At 42.7% G+C, this 22,335-nt stretch carries 15 protein-coding genes; 7 read left to right on the top strand and 8 right to left on the bottom strand.

What is annotated here, in order from left to right; genetic code table 11:
• The first annotated feature begins 25 nt into the window (after nt 1-25).
• Nucleotides 26-2,629 carry a penicillin-binding protein 1A gene (locus BTN98_RS17445; protein ID WP_060997817.1) on the top strand — a complete coding sequence of 868 codons (2,604 nt, stop codon included), beginning with the start codon at nt 26-28 and terminating at the stop codon, nt 2,627-2,629.
• An 82-nt stretch (nt 2,630-2,711) separates the two neighbouring features.
• Here BTN98_RS17445 and oxyR read toward each other — a convergent pair whose 3' ends face one another.
• Nucleotides 2,712-3,623: a DNA-binding transcriptional regulator OxyR gene (gene oxyR / locus BTN98_RS17440; RefSeq protein WP_060997816.1), complete on the bottom strand. Its 912-nt coding sequence runs from the start codon at nt 3,621-3,623 to the stop codon at nt 2,712-2,714.
• 162 nt (nt 3,624-3,785) lie between these two features.
• On the opposite strand from oxyR, the gene BTN98_RS17435 reads away from it, so the two are divergent.
• Nucleotides 3,786-4,514, top strand: a complete 729-nt coding sequence (locus tag BTN98_RS17435; protein WP_060997815.1) for a glutathione peroxidase — start codon at nt 3,786-3,788, stop codon at nt 4,512-4,514.
• An 89-nt stretch (nt 4,515-4,603) separates the two neighbouring features.
• On the opposite strand, the gene argH is transcribed toward BTN98_RS17435, so the two are convergent.
• From argH to argC, 4 genes are all read right to left on the bottom strand, one after another.
• Nucleotides 4,604-6,481, bottom strand: a complete 1,878-nt coding sequence (argH, locus tag BTN98_RS17430) for an argininosuccinate lyase (RefSeq protein ID WP_060997814.1) — start codon at nt 6,479-6,481, stop codon at nt 4,604-4,606.
• A 98-nt stretch (nt 6,482-6,579) separates the two neighbouring features.
• Nucleotides 6,580-7,785, bottom strand: coding sequence for an argininosuccinate synthase (locus BTN98_RS17425; RefSeq protein WP_060997813.1), 1,206 nt, complete (start codon nt 7,783-7,785; stop codon nt 6,580-6,582).
• A gap of 84 nt (nt 7,786-7,869) precedes the next feature.
• Nucleotides 7,870-8,649 (bottom strand): acetylglutamate kinase, encoded by a 780-nt coding sequence (gene argB / locus BTN98_RS17420; RefSeq protein ID WP_060997812.1) that lies wholly within the window; start codon nt 8,647-8,649, stop codon nt 7,870-7,872.
• A gap of 10 nt (nt 8,650-8,659) precedes the next feature.
• The gene (gene argC, locus BTN98_RS17415; protein WP_060997811.1) at nt 8,660-9,673 is read right to left on the bottom strand and encodes an N-acetyl-gamma-glutamyl-phosphate reductase; all 1,014 of its coding nucleotides are present in this window, start codon (nt 9,671-9,673) and stop codon (nt 8,660-8,662) included.
• A gap of 626 nt (nt 9,674-10,299) precedes the next feature.
• Here argC and ppc point away from each other — a divergent pair.
• Together ppc and BTN98_RS17405 are read left to right on the top strand one after the other, a co-directional pair.
• A complete protein-coding gene (gene ppc, locus BTN98_RS17410; protein ID WP_060997810.1) occupies nt 10,300-12,930 on the top strand; it encodes a phosphoenolpyruvate carboxylase in 2,631 nt (876 codons plus the stop codon).
• 409 nt (nt 12,931-13,339) lie between these two features.
• Nucleotides 13,340-13,906 (top strand): PadR family transcriptional regulator, encoded by a 567-nt coding sequence (locus BTN98_RS17405; RefSeq protein WP_060997809.1) that lies wholly within the window; start codon nt 13,340-13,342, stop codon nt 13,904-13,906.
• A 62-nt stretch (nt 13,907-13,968) separates the two neighbouring features.
• On the opposite strand, the gene BTN98_RS17400 is transcribed toward BTN98_RS17405, so the two are convergent.
• Complete coding sequence (locus BTN98_RS17400; RefSeq protein ID WP_060997808.1) at nt 13,969-16,383, bottom strand: bifunctional aspartate kinase/homoserine dehydrogenase II; 2,415 nt, start codon at nt 16,381-16,383, stop codon at nt 13,969-13,971.
• On the bottom strand, nt 16,383-17,549 hold the full coding sequence (locus BTN98_RS17395; RefSeq protein WP_060997807.1) for an O-succinylhomoserine (thiol)-lyase: 1,167 nt from the start codon (nt 17,547-17,549) through the stop codon (nt 16,383-16,385). Before BTN98_RS17395 ends, BTN98_RS17400 begins: the two co-directional genes overlap by 1 nt.
• 306 nt (nt 17,550-17,855) lie before the next feature.
• On the opposite strand from BTN98_RS17395, the gene metJ reads away from it, so the two are divergent.
• The gene (metJ, locus tag BTN98_RS17390; RefSeq protein WP_036789456.1) at nt 17,856-18,173 is read left to right on the top strand and encodes a met regulon transcriptional regulator MetJ; all 318 of its coding nucleotides are present in this window, start codon (nt 17,856-17,858) and stop codon (nt 18,171-18,173) included.
• Nucleotides 18,174-18,293: 120 nt separating this feature from the next.
• On the opposite strand, the gene rpmE is transcribed toward metJ, so the two are convergent.
• On the bottom strand, nt 18,294-18,506 hold the full coding sequence (gene rpmE, locus BTN98_RS17385) for a 50S ribosomal protein L31 (RefSeq protein ID WP_036789455.1): 213 nt from the start codon (nt 18,504-18,506) through the stop codon (nt 18,294-18,296).
• Nucleotides 18,507-18,774: 268 nt separating this feature from the next.
• Here rpmE and priA point away from each other — a divergent pair, with 268 nt between their 5' ends.
• Nucleotides 18,775-20,976, top strand: coding sequence for a primosomal protein N' (gene priA, locus BTN98_RS17380; RefSeq protein WP_060997806.1), 2,202 nt, complete (start codon nt 18,775-18,777; stop codon nt 20,974-20,976).
• A 181-nt stretch (nt 20,977-21,157) separates the two neighbouring features.
• A complete protein-coding gene (cytR, locus tag BTN98_RS17375; RefSeq protein WP_268808125.1) occupies nt 21,158-22,183 on the top strand; it encodes a DNA-binding transcriptional regulator CytR in 1,026 nt (341 codons plus the stop codon).
• The last annotated feature ends 152 nt before the right edge of the window (nt 22,184-22,335 follow it).

Here is a 22,335-nt window from a genome sequence, read left to right as displayed (position 1 = left end):
ACGATGGCGTAACGGGAAATCTCAAGTGAAGTTCATAAAGCGATTACTAATACTTGCAATAATTTGCATCATTCTTGGAGTGGGTACAATTTTTGGTTTTTATTTATACCTAAAACCAGACTTACCTGATGTTGCTAAATTAAAAGATGTCGAGCTCCAAACACCGTTAAGGGTGTACAGTGCCGATGGCGAACTGATCTCGCAGTTTGGTGAGAAACGTCGTATACCATTAACACTTAAACAAATGCCACCACTATTGGTCGATGGTTTTATTGCGACCGAAGACAGTCGTTTTTATGAACATCATGGCGTTGATCCAATTGGTATTGCACGTGCAGCGTTTGTGATGCTAACCACAGGTCATGCGCGCCAAGGTGCTAGTACGATCACTCAGCAGCTGGCACGAAACTTTTTCCTCTCCAATAAAAAAACCTTCTCACGTAAAATTCGAGAAGCATTTATTGCGATCCATATCGAGCAAATTTTAACGAAAGATCAAATTCTTGATCTTTACTTAAATAAAATTTACCTCGGCTATCGCGCTTATGGTGTCGGCGCTGCGGCACAAGTATACTTTGGTAAAAGTGTTGACCAATTAACCTTGAGTGAAATGGCTGTTATTGCGGGCTTACCAAAAGCACCGTCAACCATGAACCCGATTTATTCGATTGATCGCGCGACAACACGTCGTAACGTAGTGTTAGATCGTATGTATAAAGAAGGTTACATCACTAAGGCGCAAATGGATCAAGCCCGTTCAGAGCCTATCGTTTCTCATTATCATGGTGCCGAAATTCAACTTTATGCACCGTATGTAGCAGAACGAGCACGAGCATGGATGGTTAATCGTTACGGTGAAGATGCTTACACTAAAGGCATGGATGTTTACACCACCATTAATGCTAAGTTACAGCATGCGGCACAGCAATCAGCCGTGGATAACCTCCTAAACTACGATGAGCGTCATGGCTATCGTGGTCCAACAGCTGTGTTATGGAAGCCAGGACAAACGCCGCTTAATGCTAACCAAATTGTTGAAAAACTGAGTACTCAACCAACCTATGGTGAATTAATTCCAGCAGTGGTTACTAAAGTTAATCAACAAAGCGTAGTCGTTGTTACCAAGCAAGGTCTGACGGTAACGCTAAATTGGAATGGGATTAAATGGGCGCGTAAATACTTAACCGATAAGGCTCAAGGTCCTGCACCAACAACTGCGGCACAAATTGTCACTGCAGGTCAACAAATTTGGGTGCAAAATAAAGCAATCACCATCACTGCAACAGCTGATACTGCCGCAGTAACAACTGATCACTGGGTATTAAGCCAAGTGCCAGGAGCAAACACCTCATTTGTAGCCATGTCGCCAAATAATGGCGCAATCTTGGCAATGGTGGGAGGGTTTAATTACACCCAAAGTAAATTTAACCGTGCTACTCAATCAGTCCGTCAGGTTGGTTCAGGGATCAAGCCGTTTATTTACTCTGCCGCGATTCAAAAAGGGCTAACACTAGCCACTTTGATCAATGACGCGCCAATCACCAAGTGGGACAAATGGCAAGGCACCGCATGGCGACCAAAAAATGCTGATGGCCGTTATGGTGGTCCAACACGCGCACGTATTGGTTTAGCACGTTCAATCAACGTAATGGCTATTCGTGTGTTAAGAATGGCAGGTTTAGATTACACCATTAACTACCTCACTCGCTTTGGCTTTAAACGTGCGGATCTTCCTCATGCAGAACCATTAGCACTAGGTGCGGGCAGCTTAACACCATTAGAGTTAGCACAGGGTTACTCTGTATTTGCTAACGGTGGTTATGCAGTAAAACCATTTTTAATCAATAAAGTTGATAATAATGATGGTAAGTTGATCTACACCGCCAATCCCAAAATTGTCTGTAATAATGTCTGTCAAAGTCAAAATCCACAGGCGAAAATGCAAGTCGCATTGGCAACAGCAGCAGCCACCGCGGCTGAAAATGCACCAGCAGGTCAAAAACCAGTAGCAGCTGTAACTGAGAAACCAACCTTAGCCCAACTTGAACAAGTGATCACACCACCACCTGTGCGCTATGCGCCAGAAGTGATCAGTGAGCAAAATGCTTTCCTTGTTCGTCAAATGTTAAACAGTAACATTTGGGGTGAACCTGGTCATCTTTACGGTACAGGCTTTAGAGCGCGAGTATTAGGTCGCCATGATATTGGTGGTAAAACAGGTACGACTAACGACTCAAAAGATGCTTGGTATACCGGCTTTGGCCCTAATATTGTTGCCACAACTTGGGTCGGTTTTGATGATCATCGTCATGCGCTAGGGCGTACCAGTTTTAATAAAAACTTAGGTAAAAACCAAATCACAGGTGGTGAATATGGCGGTAATGCAGCTCAACCTGCATGGATTAGTTTCATGCATACCGCGCTGAGAGACACACCAGAGCAGCCATTACAAATACCAGCGGATATCGTCAAAGTACGTATTGACCGTGCTACAGGTAAGCTTTCAGATCGTGATGATGCAAGTTCAATGTATGAGTACTTCATCAAAGGGACGGAACCAACCCAATCTGCAAGTCAGGTTAACTCAGAACAGAAATTTGATGCCGAAACAGCAGAAGAATTGTTCTAACTGTTACCCCTAAATAAAAAAGAGCGCTAATCAGCGCTCTTTTTTTAAGTGAAATGTCACTGCCTGCTTTACCCATCAATGGCTATTTTTGAACGTGGTTAGCAAAGATCTGTGGCATTTTAGACTTAATCACTGCCGCTAGTTTTTCATAACGCGACTTCAGCGGTGAACCCGGACGGTAAGCTAACGTAATCAATCGCGTCGGTTGTGGATGCTCAGCAGCGATATAGCACACTCCATCTCGACAATGCTCTTTCGGCGTTGCCAGTTGTGGCAATAGCGTTATTCCACTGCCCGCGGCAACCATGTTACGTAGCGTTTCAAGACTGGTTGCTTTAAAACGGCCATCATCGCGCGCGCCAGCAGCAAAACAAAAACCTAATGCTTGATTACGTAAACAATGGCCATCTTCAAGCATTAATAGAGTTTCACCATGTAATCGCGACATATCAATTTCTTTGTCATGTGCCCATTGATGCGTTTCAGGCACTGCAAGCATCATAGGTTCGTCATACAGGGGCAATTCAATGAACGGCTCACTTTCTTTTACTGCTGCTAAAATCATGCAGTCTAATTTACCTTCTTCAAGCTGCTGAACCAGCTGATGGGTTTGCGCTTCATGTAAAAACAGCTCTAAATCAGGGAAGGCTTCTTTTAGGGTCGGAATGATTTGTGGTAATAAATATGGCCCGACAGTCGGAATAAAACCAATATGTAATGGCCCAGCCATGCTTTCTCCTTGTAAACTAGCAAGTTCGGTCAATATTTTGACCTCAAGCAACACTTTCTGAGCTTGGGCGACTAAACTCAATCCCGCATCGGTAAAAAGAACACGACGACTGGTTCGTTCCAACAGCGATACTCCCAGCTCATCTTCTAATTTACGAATTTGACCACTGAGAGTAGGCTGACTGACATAACATGCTTCAGCTGCTTTACGAAAATGTTTATGCTCAGAGAGAGCGACAAGATACTCAAGATCTCGAATATTCATAACTGTAGGTTTCCAATAGGAATTAACTATCAAAACCATAGCAGTAAACGATTAGAACTATCAAGAGTAAAGTCGTATAATTTCTTCATTACATAGAGAGCATGTTTTTACGAAGCTCCGATTGCATTAATTAATTAGTATTTATTTTTAAGGAATCACATTATGTTCGCATCTAAAGAAGGTCAGCCAGTTCCTCAAGTTACTTTCCACACTCGTCAAGATGATCAGTGGGTAGACGTAACAACCAACGAATTATTTGCTAATAAAACTGTGGTTGTATTTAGCCTTCCAGGCGCATTTACACCAACATGTTCTTCAAGCCACCTACCTCGTTATAATGAGTTAGCATCCGTATTCGCAGATAACGGCGTTGATGACATTCTATGTGTATCGGTTAACGATACGTTCGTAATGAATGCATGGAAAGCAGATCAAGAAGCAGAAAACATTACCTTCATCCCTGATGGTAACGGCGAGTTTACTAATGGCATGGGCATGTTAGTTGAAAAAGATGACCTTGGCTTTGGTGCACGTTCATGGCGTTACAGCATGCTAGTGAAAAACGGCATTGTTGAGAAAATGTTTATTGAAAACGAAGAACCAGGCGACCCATTCAAAGTGTCTGATGCAGATACAATGTTGAACTACATCGCACCAGAGCAAAAGCTACAAGAGTCTATCACTGTATTCTCTAAGCCAGGTTGTCCTTTCTGTGTTAAAGCAAAACAGAATCTAATCGACAAAGGCCTACAGTATGAAGAAATTATTCTAGGTAAAGATGCGACGACCGTTTCTTTACGTGCAATTACTGGTCGCAGTACTGTTCCTCAAGTATTTATTGGCGGTAAGCACATTGGTGGTAGCGAAGAATTAGAAGTTTTCTTAGGCTAATCTTTCGATACTAATACTAAATTAAAGCCCTCACTTCAGCTTGAAGTGAGGGCTTTTTATTGGCAATCAAGATCTACAATAACAACCAATTAGGCAACATTAACCGTTGCAATACGTTGCGCTTGATCGAGCCATACTTCTAGTGCAACCTCATCACAAGCATGCTGACGCGGGCAACGATCACAATCTTTCATTACTTTTTCAGGCAATAATGCTTTTGATGTTGGCGTAAAGCCACGCTTCATAAAAAACTCTGGCACACGGGTTAACACAAACACTTTTTTAATCGCCATTTGAGCGGCTTTCTCAAGCAAATGATCAACAATCGCTTTGCCCTGCCCTTGCTGTTGCCAGCCAGCTTCAACCCCTAGCGAACGAATTTCTGCCAACCCAGAATCATAAACATACAATGACGCACACCCAGTAACCACGCCATGGTTTTCAGCCACTGCAAATGAGCCAATATCACGCACTAATTCATTACGATTACGCGGTAGATTTTCACCAAGTCCGGCCCAATACACCACCATACCTTCAATGGCATCGAGATCTGTTAGCCTTGCGCCACGCACTTTGACATCTGGCGAGTAACGCTTATCAAGCCGCTTTTCTGCCTGCCCAATCGCGTAATCTACTTGATTTGGTGCCACACCACCAAGCGCACAACGTTTATTCAAACAGGATTCAATGGTGAGGATCGGATAAACATCAACATCGATAACCTCTGAAAATTGTTTCATTTCATCAAGTGATAACTGCTCTAACGCGCAACCTTTAGCAATTGCCGCCACCACAGCCACACCAACAATATGGTGTGCTTCACGAAAAGGGATCCCTTTAGCAACTAAGTAATCAGCTAACTCGGTCGCATTAGAATAGCCTTGCATCGCCGCTTCTAGGGTACGATCTTGATTAACCTTGATCCCATCAAAACACAGTGCAGCCATTTCCATGCAATCATGCCAACTATCTAGCGCATCAAATAGCCCTTCTTTGTCTTCTTGCATGTCTTTGTTATACGCCAGCGGCAACGCTTTCACCGTCATCATCATCGCGGTCATGGCACCATAAACACGACCACATTTACCACGAATCAATTCAAGTGCATCTGGATTTTTCTTCTGCGGCATTAACGATGAGCCAGACGTCACCGCATCATCCAATTCAATAAAGTTGGATTCACCTGAGTTATAGAAAATTAAATCTTCTGCCATTCGCGATAAATGCAGCATTGAAATCGAGGCGGTTGATAATAATTCCATCACATGATCACGATCAGACACAGAATCAAGGCTATTACGGGTTGCGCGCTGAAAACCAAGACTATGCGCTAACACTTCACGATCAATCGGATAAGCCGTACCCGCCAATGCGCCAGAGCCTAATGGACAAGTATCTAACCTTGCCATAGCATCATTTAGACGCGAGTGATCACGCTCTAACATTTCAACATACGCTAAACACCAATGAGCAAATGTCACTGGTTGCGCCCGTTGTAGGTGAGTATAACCAGGAAGCACCGTTGCTTGATACTGACGAGCAACGGTTACTAATTGCTGCTGCAGCTTGTCGAGCATTAATAATAATTGCTGCCCTTGTTGACGGCACCAGAGTTTAAGATCTGTTGCTACCTGATCATTCCGTGAACGACCTGTATGGAGCTTTTTGCCCAAATCTCCGACTTTAGCAATCAGCTGTTGCTCAACCCAGCTATGAATATCTTCAGCATCAGAAGTCAATATCTGCTCAGGATCTTCCATCACCGCTAACTTGAGTTCATTTAACGCTAACTCAAGTTGTTGTTGCTCTTGTTCGGTCAGTACATTCACTTGACGCAGGGCTTTTGACCAAGCTATTGAACCGACAATATCTTGCTCTGCGAGTCGATAGTCAAAACGTAGCGAATCATTAAATTGTTTGAATCTGATGTCAGCTGCCTGACTAAACCGTCCGCCCCATAATGCCATGGTGAATCTCCTTTACTGCCTAACTCTAATAATATAAATACGCATAACGTAACAGCGAGTATGGCACTCGCTGCGATACAGAAATTACCTTAAATGACTTATTTTTGATTGTTCAGCGCACGAATTCGACTCGCCAGAGAGTACAAACGAATAAAGCCCCCCGCATGACTGTGATCATAAACATCATCTTCACCAAAAGTAGCAAACTCTTCTGAATACAAACTATTAAGTGAACGCTTCTGAGTAACCGTTGCTTGACCTTTATAAAGCTGGATCACCACTTCACCAGTCACATCTTGGGCTAGCGTATCAGCGGCAGCCAATAATGATTGGCATAATGGTGTAAACCAACGACCATCATAAATAAGGTGCGAAGCTTTAAGTCCAAGAGTTTGGCGGAACTCAAATGACTCTTTATCGAGCACTAATTGCTCAACCGCACGCAGGGCTTCCATCATAATGGTGCCACCTGGTGTTTCATAACAACCACGCGACTTAATACCTACTAACCGATTTTCAACAATATCAATCCGTCCTACACCGTGCTCTGCCCCTTTTTCATTGAGATAATTAAGTGCGTTATACGGTGTCATTGGCTCACCATCAACCGCAACCACTTCGCCTTTTTCAACTAAAATAAACACTGTTTCCGCTGTATCAGGCGCTTGTTGTGGATCTTTGGTCCATACCCAACATAAATCGTTAGGCGCATTCCAAGTATCTTCTAATACGCCGCCTTCGGTTGATACATGCCATGCATTAGCATCACGTGAGTAAATTTTTTCTAATGATGCAGTACAAGGGATATTACGTTCAGCCAAGTAATCAAGTAGTGCCTCACGACTACGTAAATCCCACTCACGCCACGGTGCAATCACGGTAAGTTGTGGTGCTAGAGCAGCAAATGCCCCCTCAAAACGAACTTGATCATTACCTTTACCTGTACAACCATGGCATAGAGCATCGGCCCCAACTTCTAATGCACATTCAACCTGTGCTTTAGCGATAATTGGGCGTGCCATTGAGGTACCTAGCAAGTATTTACCTTCGTAAATCGCACCCGTTTTCAGAGATGGATAAATATAATCTTTGACCATCTCTTCTTTTAAGTCAGCGATGTAACATGACGATGCACCTGATGCGATGGCTTTTTCTTCAATGCCAATCAGCTCTTCTTCACCCTGACCGACATCTGCCACAAAGGCGACCACTTCACAGTCATAATTTTCTTTCAGCCACGGAATAATGGCTGATGTATCTAAACCACCTGAATAGGCTAATACCACTTTATTAATCTTACTCATCTGCTGCACTCCTTTCAGCCTTGTCGCGGTCATCCCGTTGAGGCACATTTCCAAAAATAATAATCAGTCTTCATCGATAGCGTATTAAGGGGTAAATTTAGTACCAATACTGTTGCCCGCTAATAACGCATTAAGTTTTTCAGGGTAACGCCAACTTGCGACCTCAATCGCGCGCCCTAATGCCTTGGCTGCTGAAAATGCGGCGCGAACTTTAACTATCATGCCATCGGTGATCACCGCTTGAGTAATTAACGCTTCAGCTTCTGTCTCTGTCAGTTGGTGAATTAAATTACCTTTACCATCAAGCACACCACTCACATCCGATAACAGCACTAACTCACCATCCACGGCTGCAGCCACTGCTACTGCCGCTTGATCTGCATTTACATTCATCATGTTGCCGTTATCATCGAGCCCGATTGAACTGATAATCGGCACAAAACCAAGTTGCATCATTTGAGTGACTAAACTGCCATTATTAGGCTCAGCATGACCAACAGCACCTAACTCAGGATCTAATTGGCTAACACTGCATAATCCACCATCGGCTAAACTTAGCCCAACAGCAGCCACACCCGCTTTTAATGCTTGGCCCTGCAACATTTTATTGGCCGTACCGGCTAATGCGCCGGTGATTAAACCAATTTGATCAGCAGGTGTTACTCGTAACCCTTGCTTTTTTATAGTCGGTAATTGCAACTTTTCCAGTAACTCATCCACCAAATAGCCACCGCCGTGAACAAATAAAATAGGTCGCTGACAACTGGCTTGATAAGTATTAATCGTGGAAAACAACCGCTCTAAGGTCACGTTGCACTCCAATGCCGCGCCACCTAATTTAATCACTAAAGGAACTTGGTTCATGGTATTACTCCTACACCAACGCGGTTAATTGAGGAAAGCTGTTACGAATATTTATGCACTGCATTGCTTGAGAGGAAGCACCTTTTAATAAATTATCAATCGCGGCGGTTAAAATAATATGCTCACCTTGTACCTGCCAACCGATATCACAGAAACAACTACCAACAACATTATCAAGTTGAGCCGTGTTATTGTTAAGTAACCGTACCGCATGTTGATCAGTGGCATTTGAATATGCAGCTTCCATTGCTGCAGTGACGTCATCCGCAGTCACTCCTGGGGCTAATTTAGCGGTAATAGTCGCTAAAATTCCGCGCTTAAAATTACCGAGATGAGGTGTAAAAATGACATCGCAATTGAGGTGATGAGAAATTTCAGGTTGGTGACGATGAGTAAACAACCCGTAGGCTTGTAAACTGACCTCACAAAAACTATTGGTCATAGACGCTTTACGACCTGCGCCAGAAACGCCACTAACCGCATTAATCACTGGCCACTGCTGACAATCAAGTAACCCTGCAACCACTAATGGTTTTAATGCCAGTTGCGATGCGGTTGGATAACATCCAGGAACCGCAATTAATTGTGCCTGAGCAATATTAGCTTGGTTCCATTCTGCTAAACCATAAACTGCATTATCTAGCCACTGACCGTATTGATGTTCAAAACCATAATATTGCTGATAAAATCCGTCAGCTTTAACTCTAAACGCACCCGATAGATCAAACACCTGACAACCAGCATCAAGAAATTCAGCAGCAATATTATGGCTCACCTCATGCGCGGTGGCTAACAACACAATATCTGCAGTTGCAGCAGTAGTTTTAAAATCGATTAACGGTTGTAACGGTAAATCAACTATTCCTTTTAGCTGACCATGGAGTTCACTTAATGGTTTATTTGCATCAAGACTGGTTGCAGATACATACAAACCTGCAAGTGTTAACTGTGGATGGCGACTCACCATTTTTGCTAATTCTGCACCGGTGTAACCACTGGCGCCAATAATGACAGTGTTTAACATAGCTAATTCCATCTGTAGTAATTGTCTATAAACCGTCATTAAAAAATTGAGACTATGCTCTAAAAAATATTGAAATCATAACGGCAAATGAAGGAGTGCTGTCACCAGCGAAAAACAGGCGCGTCAAAGCACCGCAGGCAAAAAATTAGCGTCGTCGAAGGGAGATAATGAGAGACGTTGATGTGTGATTCATGATAATAACTTCCTGAATTTAACTATTTCCCCTAAGCGCTCCTTGCTCAGAGAGACAATAAACAACCGTGTTGCCTATTCATTAATTTGAATTAATATGTTTACTGGTTAATTTACGCACTGTCAATAGCGTAACGATAAAAAAATATATTTTATTATCTTTTCGTTAACCTTTGCGACATTTAAACATAACAGAAATAAACGCTTTGAGTGCGTTTTTTTACTCTATCCAATTAATAACAAACAAAAATGTGCACTAACAATGGCAATGATGAAACAAAATTACAAAATACAATCAATTGTATGACCAGAATCAATATCGACAGTTTTTATTGGCGATAAATGTAATCTCTGTTGACCTGTTACTAGATTCGCGGCTAGATTGTGGGGTAAAGGTTAAATTGGATGTAACAAAATTACGGAATGGATACGATATGAACGAGAAATACAGCGCACTAACGAGTAACGTCAGTATGCTTGGTCATTTGCTAGGCAATACAATTAAAACAGCCTGCGGTGATGAGCTATTTGAAAAAGTTGAAACTATTCGTAAACTTTCTAAATCAGCGGGCACCGGTAATCAAGACGATCGTGAAAAACTGATTGATGAATTACAAACACTTCCCGATGATCAATTACTTCCTGTGGCTCGCGCATTTAGTCAATTCCTTAATCTCACCAATATTGCAGAGCAATATCATACTATTTCACGCCAATGCGAAACCACCTTATGTAGTCCAGGTGCGCTTGATGAGTTATTCACTAAATTAGTAGCAAATGACGTTAATCCAGCCGACTCTTTAGCTGCCGTCAATGAATTAAATATTGATTTGGTGTTAACGGCTCACCCAACTGAAATCGCCCGTCGTACCATGATCCATAAATTGGTACAGATTAATAAGTGTTTATCACAATTAGAGTTAAGTGAGTTATCAACCGCAGAACGTGATCGGGTTGAACAACGACTAGAACAACTGATTGCGCAAGCATGGCACTCAGATGTTATTCGCCAACAACGACCAACTCCGCTTGATGAAGCTAAGTGGGGTTATGCCGTTGTTGAGAATTCACTGTGGCAAGCGGTTCCTGAATTCGTACGTTTATTTGATGAAAAACTGCAACAACATTTAGGTCAAAAACTTCCGCTTGATGCAACCCCTGTTACCTTCTCATCATGGATGGGCGGTGACCGCGACGGTAACCCATTTGTCACCTCAAATATTACTCGTGAAGTATTACGTCTTTCTCGTTGGAAAGCGGCGGAACTTTACCTCGGTGACGTACAAGAGCTGATCAATGAATTATCAATGATTCAATGTAATGATCAGGTGCGAGAACTGGCTGGCGAAGAACATGAACCTTACCGTGCAATTTTAAAGCAACTGCGCACCAAGCTAATTACTACTCGTGACAGTTTAGAAGCACAAATTAATGGTCAGGTGCCACTTTCTAATAACGTTATTAATGATGTCGCTGAGCTATGGGATCCGCTATTTGCGTGTTACCAATCATTGCACCAATGTGGCATGGCAATCATTGCCGATGGCTTACTACTTGATACACTACGTCGCGTAAAATGCTTTGGCGTTCACTTAGTGCGTCTTGATATTCGTCAGGAAAGTACGCGTCACGAGAATGTTATTTCAGAGCTAACTCGCCACCTTGGTTTAGGTGATTACAGTCAATGGTGTGAACAAGATAAAATTGCGTTCTTAGTCCGTGAACTCTCATCTAAACGTCCATTACTACCACGTAATTGGGAACCGTCAGCAGAAGTAAAAGAAGTTATTGAAACCTGTAAAGCAATTGCAGAACAACCACGTGAAGCATTAGGTGCTTATGTAATTTCAATGGCACGTACTGCTTCTGATGTTTTAGCGGTTCACCTATTACTGCAAGAAGCGGGTTGCCCATTCCGAATGGATGTATGTCCATTATTTGAAACATTAGACGACTTAAACAATGGTGCTGATGTTATTGAGCAATTGCTTAATATTGATTGGTACCGTGGCTTTATTCAAAACCACCAAATGGTAATGATCGGCTATTCTGACTCCGCCAAAGATGCTGGTGTAATGTCAGCCGGTTGGGCGCAATACAGCGCGATGGAAAAACTGGTTACTGTGTGTGAGCAAGCTGATATTGAAATCACCTTGTTCCATGGCCGTGGTGGTAGTATTGGCCGTGGTGGTGCACCTGCACACGCAGCATTATTGTCGCAACCGCCACGCAGTCTAAAAGGTGGTTTACGAGTCACCGAGCAAGGTGAAATGATTCGCTTCAAATTAGGTTTACCTGAAGTGGCGATTAATAGCCTCAGTCTTTATGCCAGTGCTACCCTAGAAGCAAACTTATTACCACCACCAGCACCGAAACAAGAATGGCGTCATGTAATGGACGAACTGTCGAGCGTATCGTGTGAGTCATACCGTAACGTTGTGCGTAATAACCCTGAGTTTGTGCCTTATTTCCGTGCTGCAACACCTGAATTAGAGCTAGGAAAACTACCACTAGGTTCGCGTCCAGCAAAACGTAACCCTAATGGTGGTGTTGAAAGTCTACGTGCTATTCCATGGATTTTTGCATGGAGTCAAAACCGTCTGTTGCTACCTGCTTGGCTAGGTGCAGGTGAAGCGATTCAATATTCAATCGATAATGGTCATGCATCATTATTAGAAGATATGTGTCGTGAGTGGCCATTTTTCTCAACCCGTTTAGGCATGCTAGAAATGGTGTACAGCAAAACTAACCTTGGCATTGCAGAATATTATGACCAACGCTTAACGAACGAAGCATTATGGCCGTTAGGTAAACAATTACGCTCACAATTACTGCAAGATATTAAAGCGGTACTTACTGTAGAAAATAATGACCACTTGATGCAGCAAGACCCATGGGGTGCTGAATCTATTCGCCTACGTAATATTTATGTTGAGCCGCTTAATATGCTGCAAGCTGAATTATTGTACCGTACTCGTCAGCAGGAAGAATTACCAAAAGAGCTTGAAGAAGCACTGATGGTGACAATTGCAGGTATTGCAACAGGTATGCGTAATACTGGTTAATCAAATTATTATCGTAATAAGGCTATCTTTTGATAGCCTTTTTTTTGAGTCGTTATTTATAATTTTGTTAAAAAAATATCATAAAGTCTCACTTTTGATACAGCACTATATTGCTTATACAGTCTAAGATAGAAATGCTCAATATGATAAAAGATGAATAGATTTCAATCAGGTTGTTATTTTTTAGGGCTAAATTAACTTAGTGTAAGCTCTCAAGATAATGAATTGAAACGCCTCAGTAACAGATAATTCAACTAGAAGTATCGATATTGAGTCAATTAATGATATTCTATGCGACCACAATTAGGCAGTGTAATAGCACGATTATAAATTAAAAACGTCATTTTGAAGCGTTACATAATCTAAGCCCTATTGTGTTTTTATTTTATATATTTAACGGATAGAAGAGATGTCACTACCACATGTAATTTTAACAGTGCTAAGCACTCGCGAAGCAACGGGTTATGATATAACCAAAGAATTCTCACACAGTATTGGTTATTTTTGGAAAGCGAGCCACCAGCAGGTATATCGTGAACTAAATAAAATGGCAACCAACGACCAAGTAACCTGTCGTCTTGAACCTCAAGATGGTAAACCTGATCGCAAAGTATATTCGATTACTGATCTTGGTCGACAAGCATTATTGGAGTGGTTCCAAGAACCTGCTCGCAATCCCACTACTCGCGATGAGTTTTCTGCCAAGCTGCTGATTTGTGGCGTTCACAATTCATTACCGATGCAGCAACAACTTGAAGCTTTAATTGATGAATCACATATTTTGATTGGTCATTATCAAGAGCTAGAGCAAATTCACTTTGGTGATTACAAAAACATGGATCGCCAACAACGCCTAGACCGTTTAACCTTGCGTCGTGGTCTGCATAATCGCCAAGCTTGGATATTATGGGCAGAAGAAGTATTAGCCGAACTTAAAGATATGGACGGTGAAAATAGCACAATTGCTATCAACTAAATCATGATCAAATAAAAAAGCCGCAGTTTAAACTGCGACTTTTTTTGGTTCTCGAACACGCACTACAGCATCGTTGCTAACCGATTAATATCCGAGATTAATGCGCCAGCCGTCACATCTCTTCCCGCTCCTGGGCCACGGATCACTAACGGATTCTCTCGATACCACTGACTTTCAATCGCAAAGATATTATCGCAAGGTAATAAGTTCGCCAATGCATGCTCACTAGGCAACGCTTCTAAACCAACATAAGCTTTTCCATGACGATTAAGTCGAGCAACATAGCGTAATACTTTATCTTCCTTGACCGCACGGGCTAATTTTTCGGCCAACAACAAATCCAACTCAGCCATTTGTTCAAAAAAATCATCAACGCTTAATGCCTGCAAACTCAAAGGAACTAATGACTCAACGTGTACTTGCTGAGGCTCAATCTCAAATCCAGATTCTCGCGCCAAAATAACCAGCTTACGCATCACATCACTACCATCGAGATCGTGACGAGGATCTGGCTCGGTTAACCCTTGCTGCCATGCTTGTTCCAATAAAGCTGAAAATGGCAGACTGCCGTCAAATTGCTGAAATAACCACGATAAAGTGCCAGAAAAAACGCCAGATATAGCTAAAATACTATCACCACTTTCACGTAAATCACGCACGGTATGGTTTATCGGTAACCCTGCACCAACGGTGGCATTAGATAGCCAATAACGGCTACTTTTAGCAAACGCATCAATCACAGCTTGATACTCAGAAGTTGTGGCAGAGCCGGCAATTTTATTGGCAGAGATCAGGTGTAACCCTGTTGCAGCAATTTGTGGATACAGCACTGCCAACTGATGACTTGCGGTCACATCAACTACCACCACATCATCATACTCAACAGCGGCTAACTGAGATAATAGCTGCGGTAATTGATAATCTACCGCATGCACTGGAAATTGATCTAAGGCTGTCTGAGGATCGATTCCCTGACCGTCTAACCAGCATTGTTGCTGACCAACAATACCAATTAAACTAAATTTCATACCATGACGCTGCTCCAATGCTGCTTTTTCACGACTAAACAAACTCAACCAGTGACTACCAATATTGCCTTTGCCACACAATACAATTGCGACACTTTTTTGGGCTTGAAATAGCGCCTGATGAATCGCATTCACTAACGCATTAGTATCAACGTCGCGTAGCACTGCAACTAAGCTTAACCCTGACTCAGTCTCTGTCATAAATTCAACCGGCAATCCTTTTAATTGCTGATAGAATCCATGGCAATGATTGGGGTTATTTAAAACACCAGCTCCAACAGCAGCCACCATTGAAAAACCTTCTCGCAGCCGTAATTCGGCAGCAACACCACTATCTTGTAGCAAGCTAAGAACGCTGTTTACCACTTCTTGAGTGTAAGCCAAAATAATACGTCGCTTACCTTGATCAACCGTTTGGGCCAATGGCTGTAATTGAGACTTATCAAGCAACTGCTGGACATCATGTTGTACCGATGCCAATACCATGCCTTGCGGCACACCTAGCTCAATCAAACACACATCATTTAATGACGAAATAATTTTAGCACCACGACCCGATGCTAATACTCGCTCCACCCGTGTTGATCCTGATTCCGGTTGATGGCTACAGCGTAAAGTTAAATCAATCGCACTTTGCGCAACCGGCTGTAAAGTACGACTATGCAATACTGGCGCGGCAAGACGAGCAAGTTCATTGGCTTCATCTAAGCGTAATAACGGCAGTAAGCATGCATTGGCAACTTTGCGTGGATCAGCACTATAAACACCGGCAACATCACTCCAAATAGTCACGCGATCGACAGCGGCTAAAGCGCCAATCATAGTGGCAGAGTAATCAGAACCATTGCGACCCAATAATACTGTTTGCTGGTGCTGATTAGCGGCCATAAACCCGGTGATCACTAAGCGTTGCTGAGGATACTGAACTAATAACTGCTGTAATAACGGCTGTGACAACGCTTTATCAACCGCTGGCTGAACAGCATGATCAGCTCGTAAAAATAGCCGAGAATCAATCGCTACTGCTGCTAATTGGTGCTGATTAAGTAACGCGGCTAATAACCGTGCTGACCATAACTCACCATGACCTAAAACGGCATTTTTTATCTCTGTCGTCAATGGTGATTCGCCCCATTTAGCAAGCAGGGCTAACTCAGCATGTAGCTGTTGCAGTAATGATTGCGCGTGATCTGGTACCAACAACTCAGAGATTAATTGCTGTTGAAAACTACGAATAGATAATAGTGTTGCATGGGCTAAGCGGCCATCAGTAACCAATTGTTCCAACCACAATAGCAGTTGATTAGTCGTTTTTCCTGCTGCAGAAACCACTACGATATCATTGGTTGCAGAATAAGATTCTAAAATCTCTGCCACGCGCCGATAACACTGCGCATCGGCAAGGCTACTACCACCAAATTTATGCAACTGACGTAGATCTTTTATCATTAGCACGCCTCCTGCGCGACAGTAAAGGCGTGGGTAAGATCGGCAATTAAGTCACGTGGATCTTCTAACCCAACCGATAACCGCAATAAAGACGTTGAAATACCAGCAGCCCGTTGAGCTTCATCGGTCATGGCACGATGAGTCATTGAAGCCGGATGAGCAATGAGACTCTCAGTTCCTCCTAACGACTCAGCTAATGAAAATAATTGTAATGTTTTCACAAATAGTTGCAGTTGCGGATCAGTTCCTGCAAATTCAAAACTCATCATTGAGCCAAATCCACGTTGCTGACGCTTAGCTATCTCATGTCCGGGATGAGTGGGTAAACTTGGGTGGTAAATCGTGCCAACCAATGGTTGCTGCTGTAAATAGGCTAATACCGCCGCACCATTTTCTTCATGCATTCTCATTCGAGGCGCTAAAGTACGTAAGCCGCGCAACGTTAAATAAGCATCAAACGGCGCACCTGTTGCACCAATACAGTTCGCCCACCAACTTAAATTTTCAGCTGCAGATTGCTGCTTCGCAATCAACACACCACCAACAACATCAGAATGACCATTAATATATTTAGTGGTTGAATGCACGACAAAATCAGCGCCAAGTGATAATGGCTGTTGTAATAACGGGGATAGAAAGGTGTTATCAACCGCGACTTGGCAATCGACAGCCTGTGCTTGCTGACTAATGGCTTCAATATCAATCACTCTAACCAGAGGGTTAGACGGAGTTTCAAGCCATAACAAGGTCGGTTTTTGTGCTAACGCTGCCGCTAGTGCATCAGGATCTGCTTGGTCAATAAATAATACTTTAAAATCACCTTTCTGAGCTCGAGTATTAAATAATCGATAACTGCCACCATAACAATCATGTGGCGCAACAAGCAAATCATTCGGTCCTAACAATGCTGACACTAATAAATTCATTGCCGAAGTACCACAACTGGTGACAACAGCGCCCGCTCCCCCTTCCATATCGCTTAAAGCATCCGCTAATGTATTGCGAGTAGGATTACCTGAACGAGAGTAATCGTATTGAGGTAATTCACCTAAGGCAGGAAAACTGTAAGTTGAGGTTAAATAGATCGGGGGCACGACGGCATTATATTGTGAGTCAACATCAATACCGGTACGGACTGCAATTGTTGCAAGCTGCTTGTCACTCATAATAACGTTCCTTGTTATAAAAGGGGTGATCCCTGAAGATAAATTGTAGTGGTTACACAACCTTAACCATATAAAAACAAGACGTCAACACTTCTAGACGTCCATATGTCTTTGCTTATAGCGGTAAATCCCGCTAAAATTCAATTATTGAAAAAAATAGTCGTGATCTAGCAACAGTTGTATACCACGATAGAGGACAAACTAACGATGTTCACGTAATATCGCCGCCTATCATGACTATGCACTAACAACCGTCATCGCGACATTGTTATCATTATTAATTAAACATCGCTGAGAAGGTAAAACATGGCAAAGTGGAATGGCGAATATATTAGCCCTTATGCAGAACACGGTAAGAAAAATGAACAAGTAAAAAAAATTACAGTGTCTATTCCATTAAAGGTTCTCAAAATTCTTACTGATGAACGTACTCGTCGTCAGGTCAATAACCTGCGCCACGCCACCAACAGTGAACTATTATGTGAAGCTTTTTTGCATGCTTATACTGGTCAGCCGTTACCTACTGATGACGACATTCGTAAAGATCATCCCGATGATCTGCCAGCAGAAGCAAAAGCCTTAATGGAAGCGATGGGCATCAGTTACGAAGACATTAATGAATAATACGTATATCAGGTAGCAGAAAACCAGCTTTTATGCTGGTTTTTTTGTGTGTTACATATTGAAGCGATAAAAAAAGGGATGCCTAGGCATCCCTCTTTTTTACATTTGGTCGACAAGTAATTACTTGCTACCAAGTGCACCGAAACGCTTGTTGAATTTATCAACACGACCACCAGAGCTAACTTGACGTTGCTTACCAGTGTAGAATGGGTGACACTTATCGCATACGTCAAGGTTAACGTCTTTGCTCATAGTAGAGTTAAATACGAAAGTGTTGCCGCAAGAACAACGAGCGTTTACTGCTTTGTATTCTGGGTGGATACCTTGTTTCATGGGGAAACCTCAAGTTAAGGCCGTGTCGCTCTCCCGATCCAAAGCCGGGCACCACACGTGGTTAATAAAATAGTCTGCCGTAGATTTACGACAAATCAGGCGGCGTATAGTAATCAATCATTCCCCAGAGATCAACTCGAGTACTGTTTTTTATCACTCTATTTTATTCATCGCTAAAACAGTCAATAATAGTGGTCATATTGCAGTACTGATTCCCTATCACGCGATCTGTTACTATTTAGTATAAGCTCAATTAAAGCGATCAAATATGACCCACCCAATAGCACGCGTTGCTTTACCTGTCCCACTCGACAAAAATTTTGATTACTTAATCAAACCTAATATGACACCCGTTATTGGCGGACGGGTACTGGTGCCTTTTGGTCGACAGCGATTGGTAGGGATCGTGGTGGCTATCGGTAATGATTCAGATTTTCCAATCCAACAATTAAAACCGATTCAGCAAGTATTAGATAACCAACCTTTGTGGCAACCACCATTATTTGGGTTGTTAAAATGGGCCAGTAGTTATTATCAATATCCATTAGGTGATGCATTAGCCAATGCCATGCCAGCGTTATTGCGTAAAGGTCGCGAAGCATCAACAGTGACGTTAAAATATTGGCAGTTAACCGATACTGGACGAGAGCAACCACTTAATGGTTTAAAGCGTGCGCCCAAGCAAGCCCAAATTCTCAATCTATTACGTCATGGACCTTTGAGTCATGACGCTTTACTTGCCGATGATGTGAGCAGTGCTACCCTAAAAACAGTGATGCAAAAAGGTTGGATAGTCGAACAGCAGCAGCAACCTAAACAACTGCAGTGGCAACCACAGTTTGCTATTACCGAACAAAAACCACGTCTAAATGAAGAACAAGCATTAGCCATTGCGACGGTTAACAGTAACCCGGGATTTGGCTGTTACCTATTAGATGGTGTCACCGGCTCAGGTAAAACCGAAGTCTATCTTAATCTGCTTGAACCCATTTTAGCAGCAGGTAAACAGGCATTGATTTTAGTGCCTGAAATTGGCTTAACACCGCAGACAATTAACCGCTTTAAGCGCCGTTTTAATGTGCCGTTAGAAACCGTTCACTCCGGTCTCAACGATAGCGAGCGTATGACGGCGTGGCTTGCAGGACGGGATAACCAAGCAGGGATCATTATCGGTACTCGCTCTGCACTGTTTACGCCATTTGCGGATCTCGGTATTATTATTGTTGATGAAGAACATGATGCTTCATATAAACAACAAGACAGCCTGCGTTACCATGCTCGTGATCTGGCGGTGATGCGTGCAAATAAAGAAAACATTCCGATTGTTTTAGGCTCTGCTACCCCTGCACTTGAGACTTTACATAACGCACAAACAGGTAAATATCATTACCTAACCCTTTCAAAGCGCGCTGGTAATGCAAGTGCTGCACGCCACGGGGTGATTGATGTCAAAGGCTTATATTTAAATGCGGGCTTATCAGCACCACTCATTGCGGAAATGCGCAAGCACCTCAATGCTGGTAACCAAGTGATGCTGTTTCTTAATCGCCGCGGTTTTTCACCAGCAATGATGTGTCACGAATGTGGGTGGATCGCAGAATGTAACCGTTGTGACGCCTATTACACCCTTCACCAGCAATCAGGTGAATTACGTTGTCATCATTGTGCAACGCAACGACCGATAATGCACCAATGCCAACAGTGTGGTTCAACCCAACTGCTGCCGGTCGGTGTCGGTACTGAACAACTTGAAGCGCAACTAGCAGAACTGTTTCCTGAATTTAAAACGGTTCGTATTGATCGTGATAGCACTCGCCGTAAAGGATCACTAGAAAACTATTTAGAAGCGATTAAAAACAATGAATATCAAATTTTAATCGGTACTCAGATGCTGGCTAAAGGGCATCACTTTCCCAACGTTACTTTGGTCGCGCTGATTGATGTTGATAGTGCATTATTTAGTAATGATTTTCGTGCTTCAGAACGGTTAGCCCAGTTGTTTATTCAAGTTGCTGGCCGTGCAGGACGTGCCAGTAAGCCCGGTTCAGTACTCTTACAAACCCATCATCCTGAACATCAACTGCTACAATCATTATTGCACAAAGGCTATGGTGTTTTTTCTCAAGCAGCATTAACTGAACGTCGCCAAGCGCTATTACCGCCCTTTACACACTTAGTGCTATTGCGCGCCGAAGCCAATGACAGTGATCAAGTGTGCCAATTTTTACAACAAGTGCGCGCTATTTTTGAAGCGAGCCCAGTTTACGATCAAGATTGTTGTGTATTAGGACCTAACCCAGCACCGCTTGCTCGACGTGCAGGACGATTTCGATGGCAGTTAATTTTACAGATACCTAATCGAAATAAATTACAGCAAATACTTACTATTGCTAAACCTGCGATTCAACTATTGCCACTAGCAAAAAAAATTCGTTGGTCAATTGATGTCGAACCACAAGATTTAACTTAAACTACACAATGCGATACAGTTCACATAGCGAATGTAATTTATGCTATTGAAAGCAAGTTTCAGCTTTTACATCCATTCTACAATATGAATATGAATTGACTTTTTTCAGTCGGTTACGAATTAGCTGGTAAGCCTATCTGAGTATTTTTATCGCAGATAACCAGCTGTACACTAGAGAGATATAGCAAAAGAGGAAAGCACTATGGCGACAATGAAGGACGTTGCCCAGCTAGCCGGAGTATCGACTGCGACAGTTTCGCGCGCATTGATGAACCCGGAAAAAGTATCGGCATCAACTAGGAAAAAGGTTGAGCAAGCCGTAATGGAAGCTGGATATTCACCTAACTCACTGGCACGTAACCTACGCCGCAATGAATCGAAAACTATCGTGACAATTGTGCCGGACATCTGCGACCCTTATTTCACTGAAATTATTCGTGGAATTGAAGAAGCAGCAATGGAAAATGGCTATTTGGTATTACTGGGTGATAGCGGTCAACAACAACGTCGTGAAAACTCATTCGCTAATTTAGTGTTTACTAAGCAAGCTGATGGCATGTTGTTATTAGGTAATAACTTGCCATTTGATGTTAGTAAACCTGAACAAAAAAACCTACCACCATTAGTAATGGCATGTGAATATGCACCAGAACTTGAATTACCAACAGTGCATATTGATAACCTGACTGCGGCTTTTGATGCGGTAAATTACCTCACTCAAATGGGGCATAAACGCATAGCGCAAATTACCGGCCCTGATAAAGCTGCCTTATCGCAGTTCCGTCAGCAAGGTTATCAACAAGCATTACGCCGCGCAGGGATCACTCTAAATCCGGCCTACACCATTAAAGGTGATTTTAGTTTTGCAGCAGGTGCACGTGCAATTACGGCCTTGCTTGCACTACCTGAGCCACCAACGGCATTATTTTGTCACTCTGATGTGATGGCAATTGGCGCGATGCAGCAAGCTAAACGGCTTGGATTACGTGTGCCGTACGATATTTCTATTGTCGGGTTTGATGATATTCAATTTGCAGAGTATTGCGATCCACCATTGACCACGGTTTCACAACCACGTTATGAAATCGGTCGTCAGGCGATGTTGATGTTACTTGAGTTACTCAAAGGTAAGGATGTTCAGGCAGGCTCAAGATTACTGGATGCAAAACTGGTCATTCGAGAAAGTGCCGCCCCACCAAGTCGCTAATTGATTTAACCCCATATGTAATCTGTGACAGTGCCAAGATCATAAAATTGATCATCTTTGTCATTATATGGGGTTAATTATCAACAAACCGCGATAATAACTGGTCAGGATCAGTCCAACTTTGTAACATAGCCTTCTGTCTATCTTTCCAA

This window comes from Photobacterium aquimaris (assembly GCF_002954455.1).
Taxonomy (GTDB): domain Bacteria; phylum Pseudomonadota; class Gammaproteobacteria; order Enterobacterales; family Vibrionaceae; genus Photobacterium; species Photobacterium aquimaris.
Note: the sequence above shows the minus strand (reverse complement) of the source record. Positions and strands in the feature narration are given on the sequence as shown.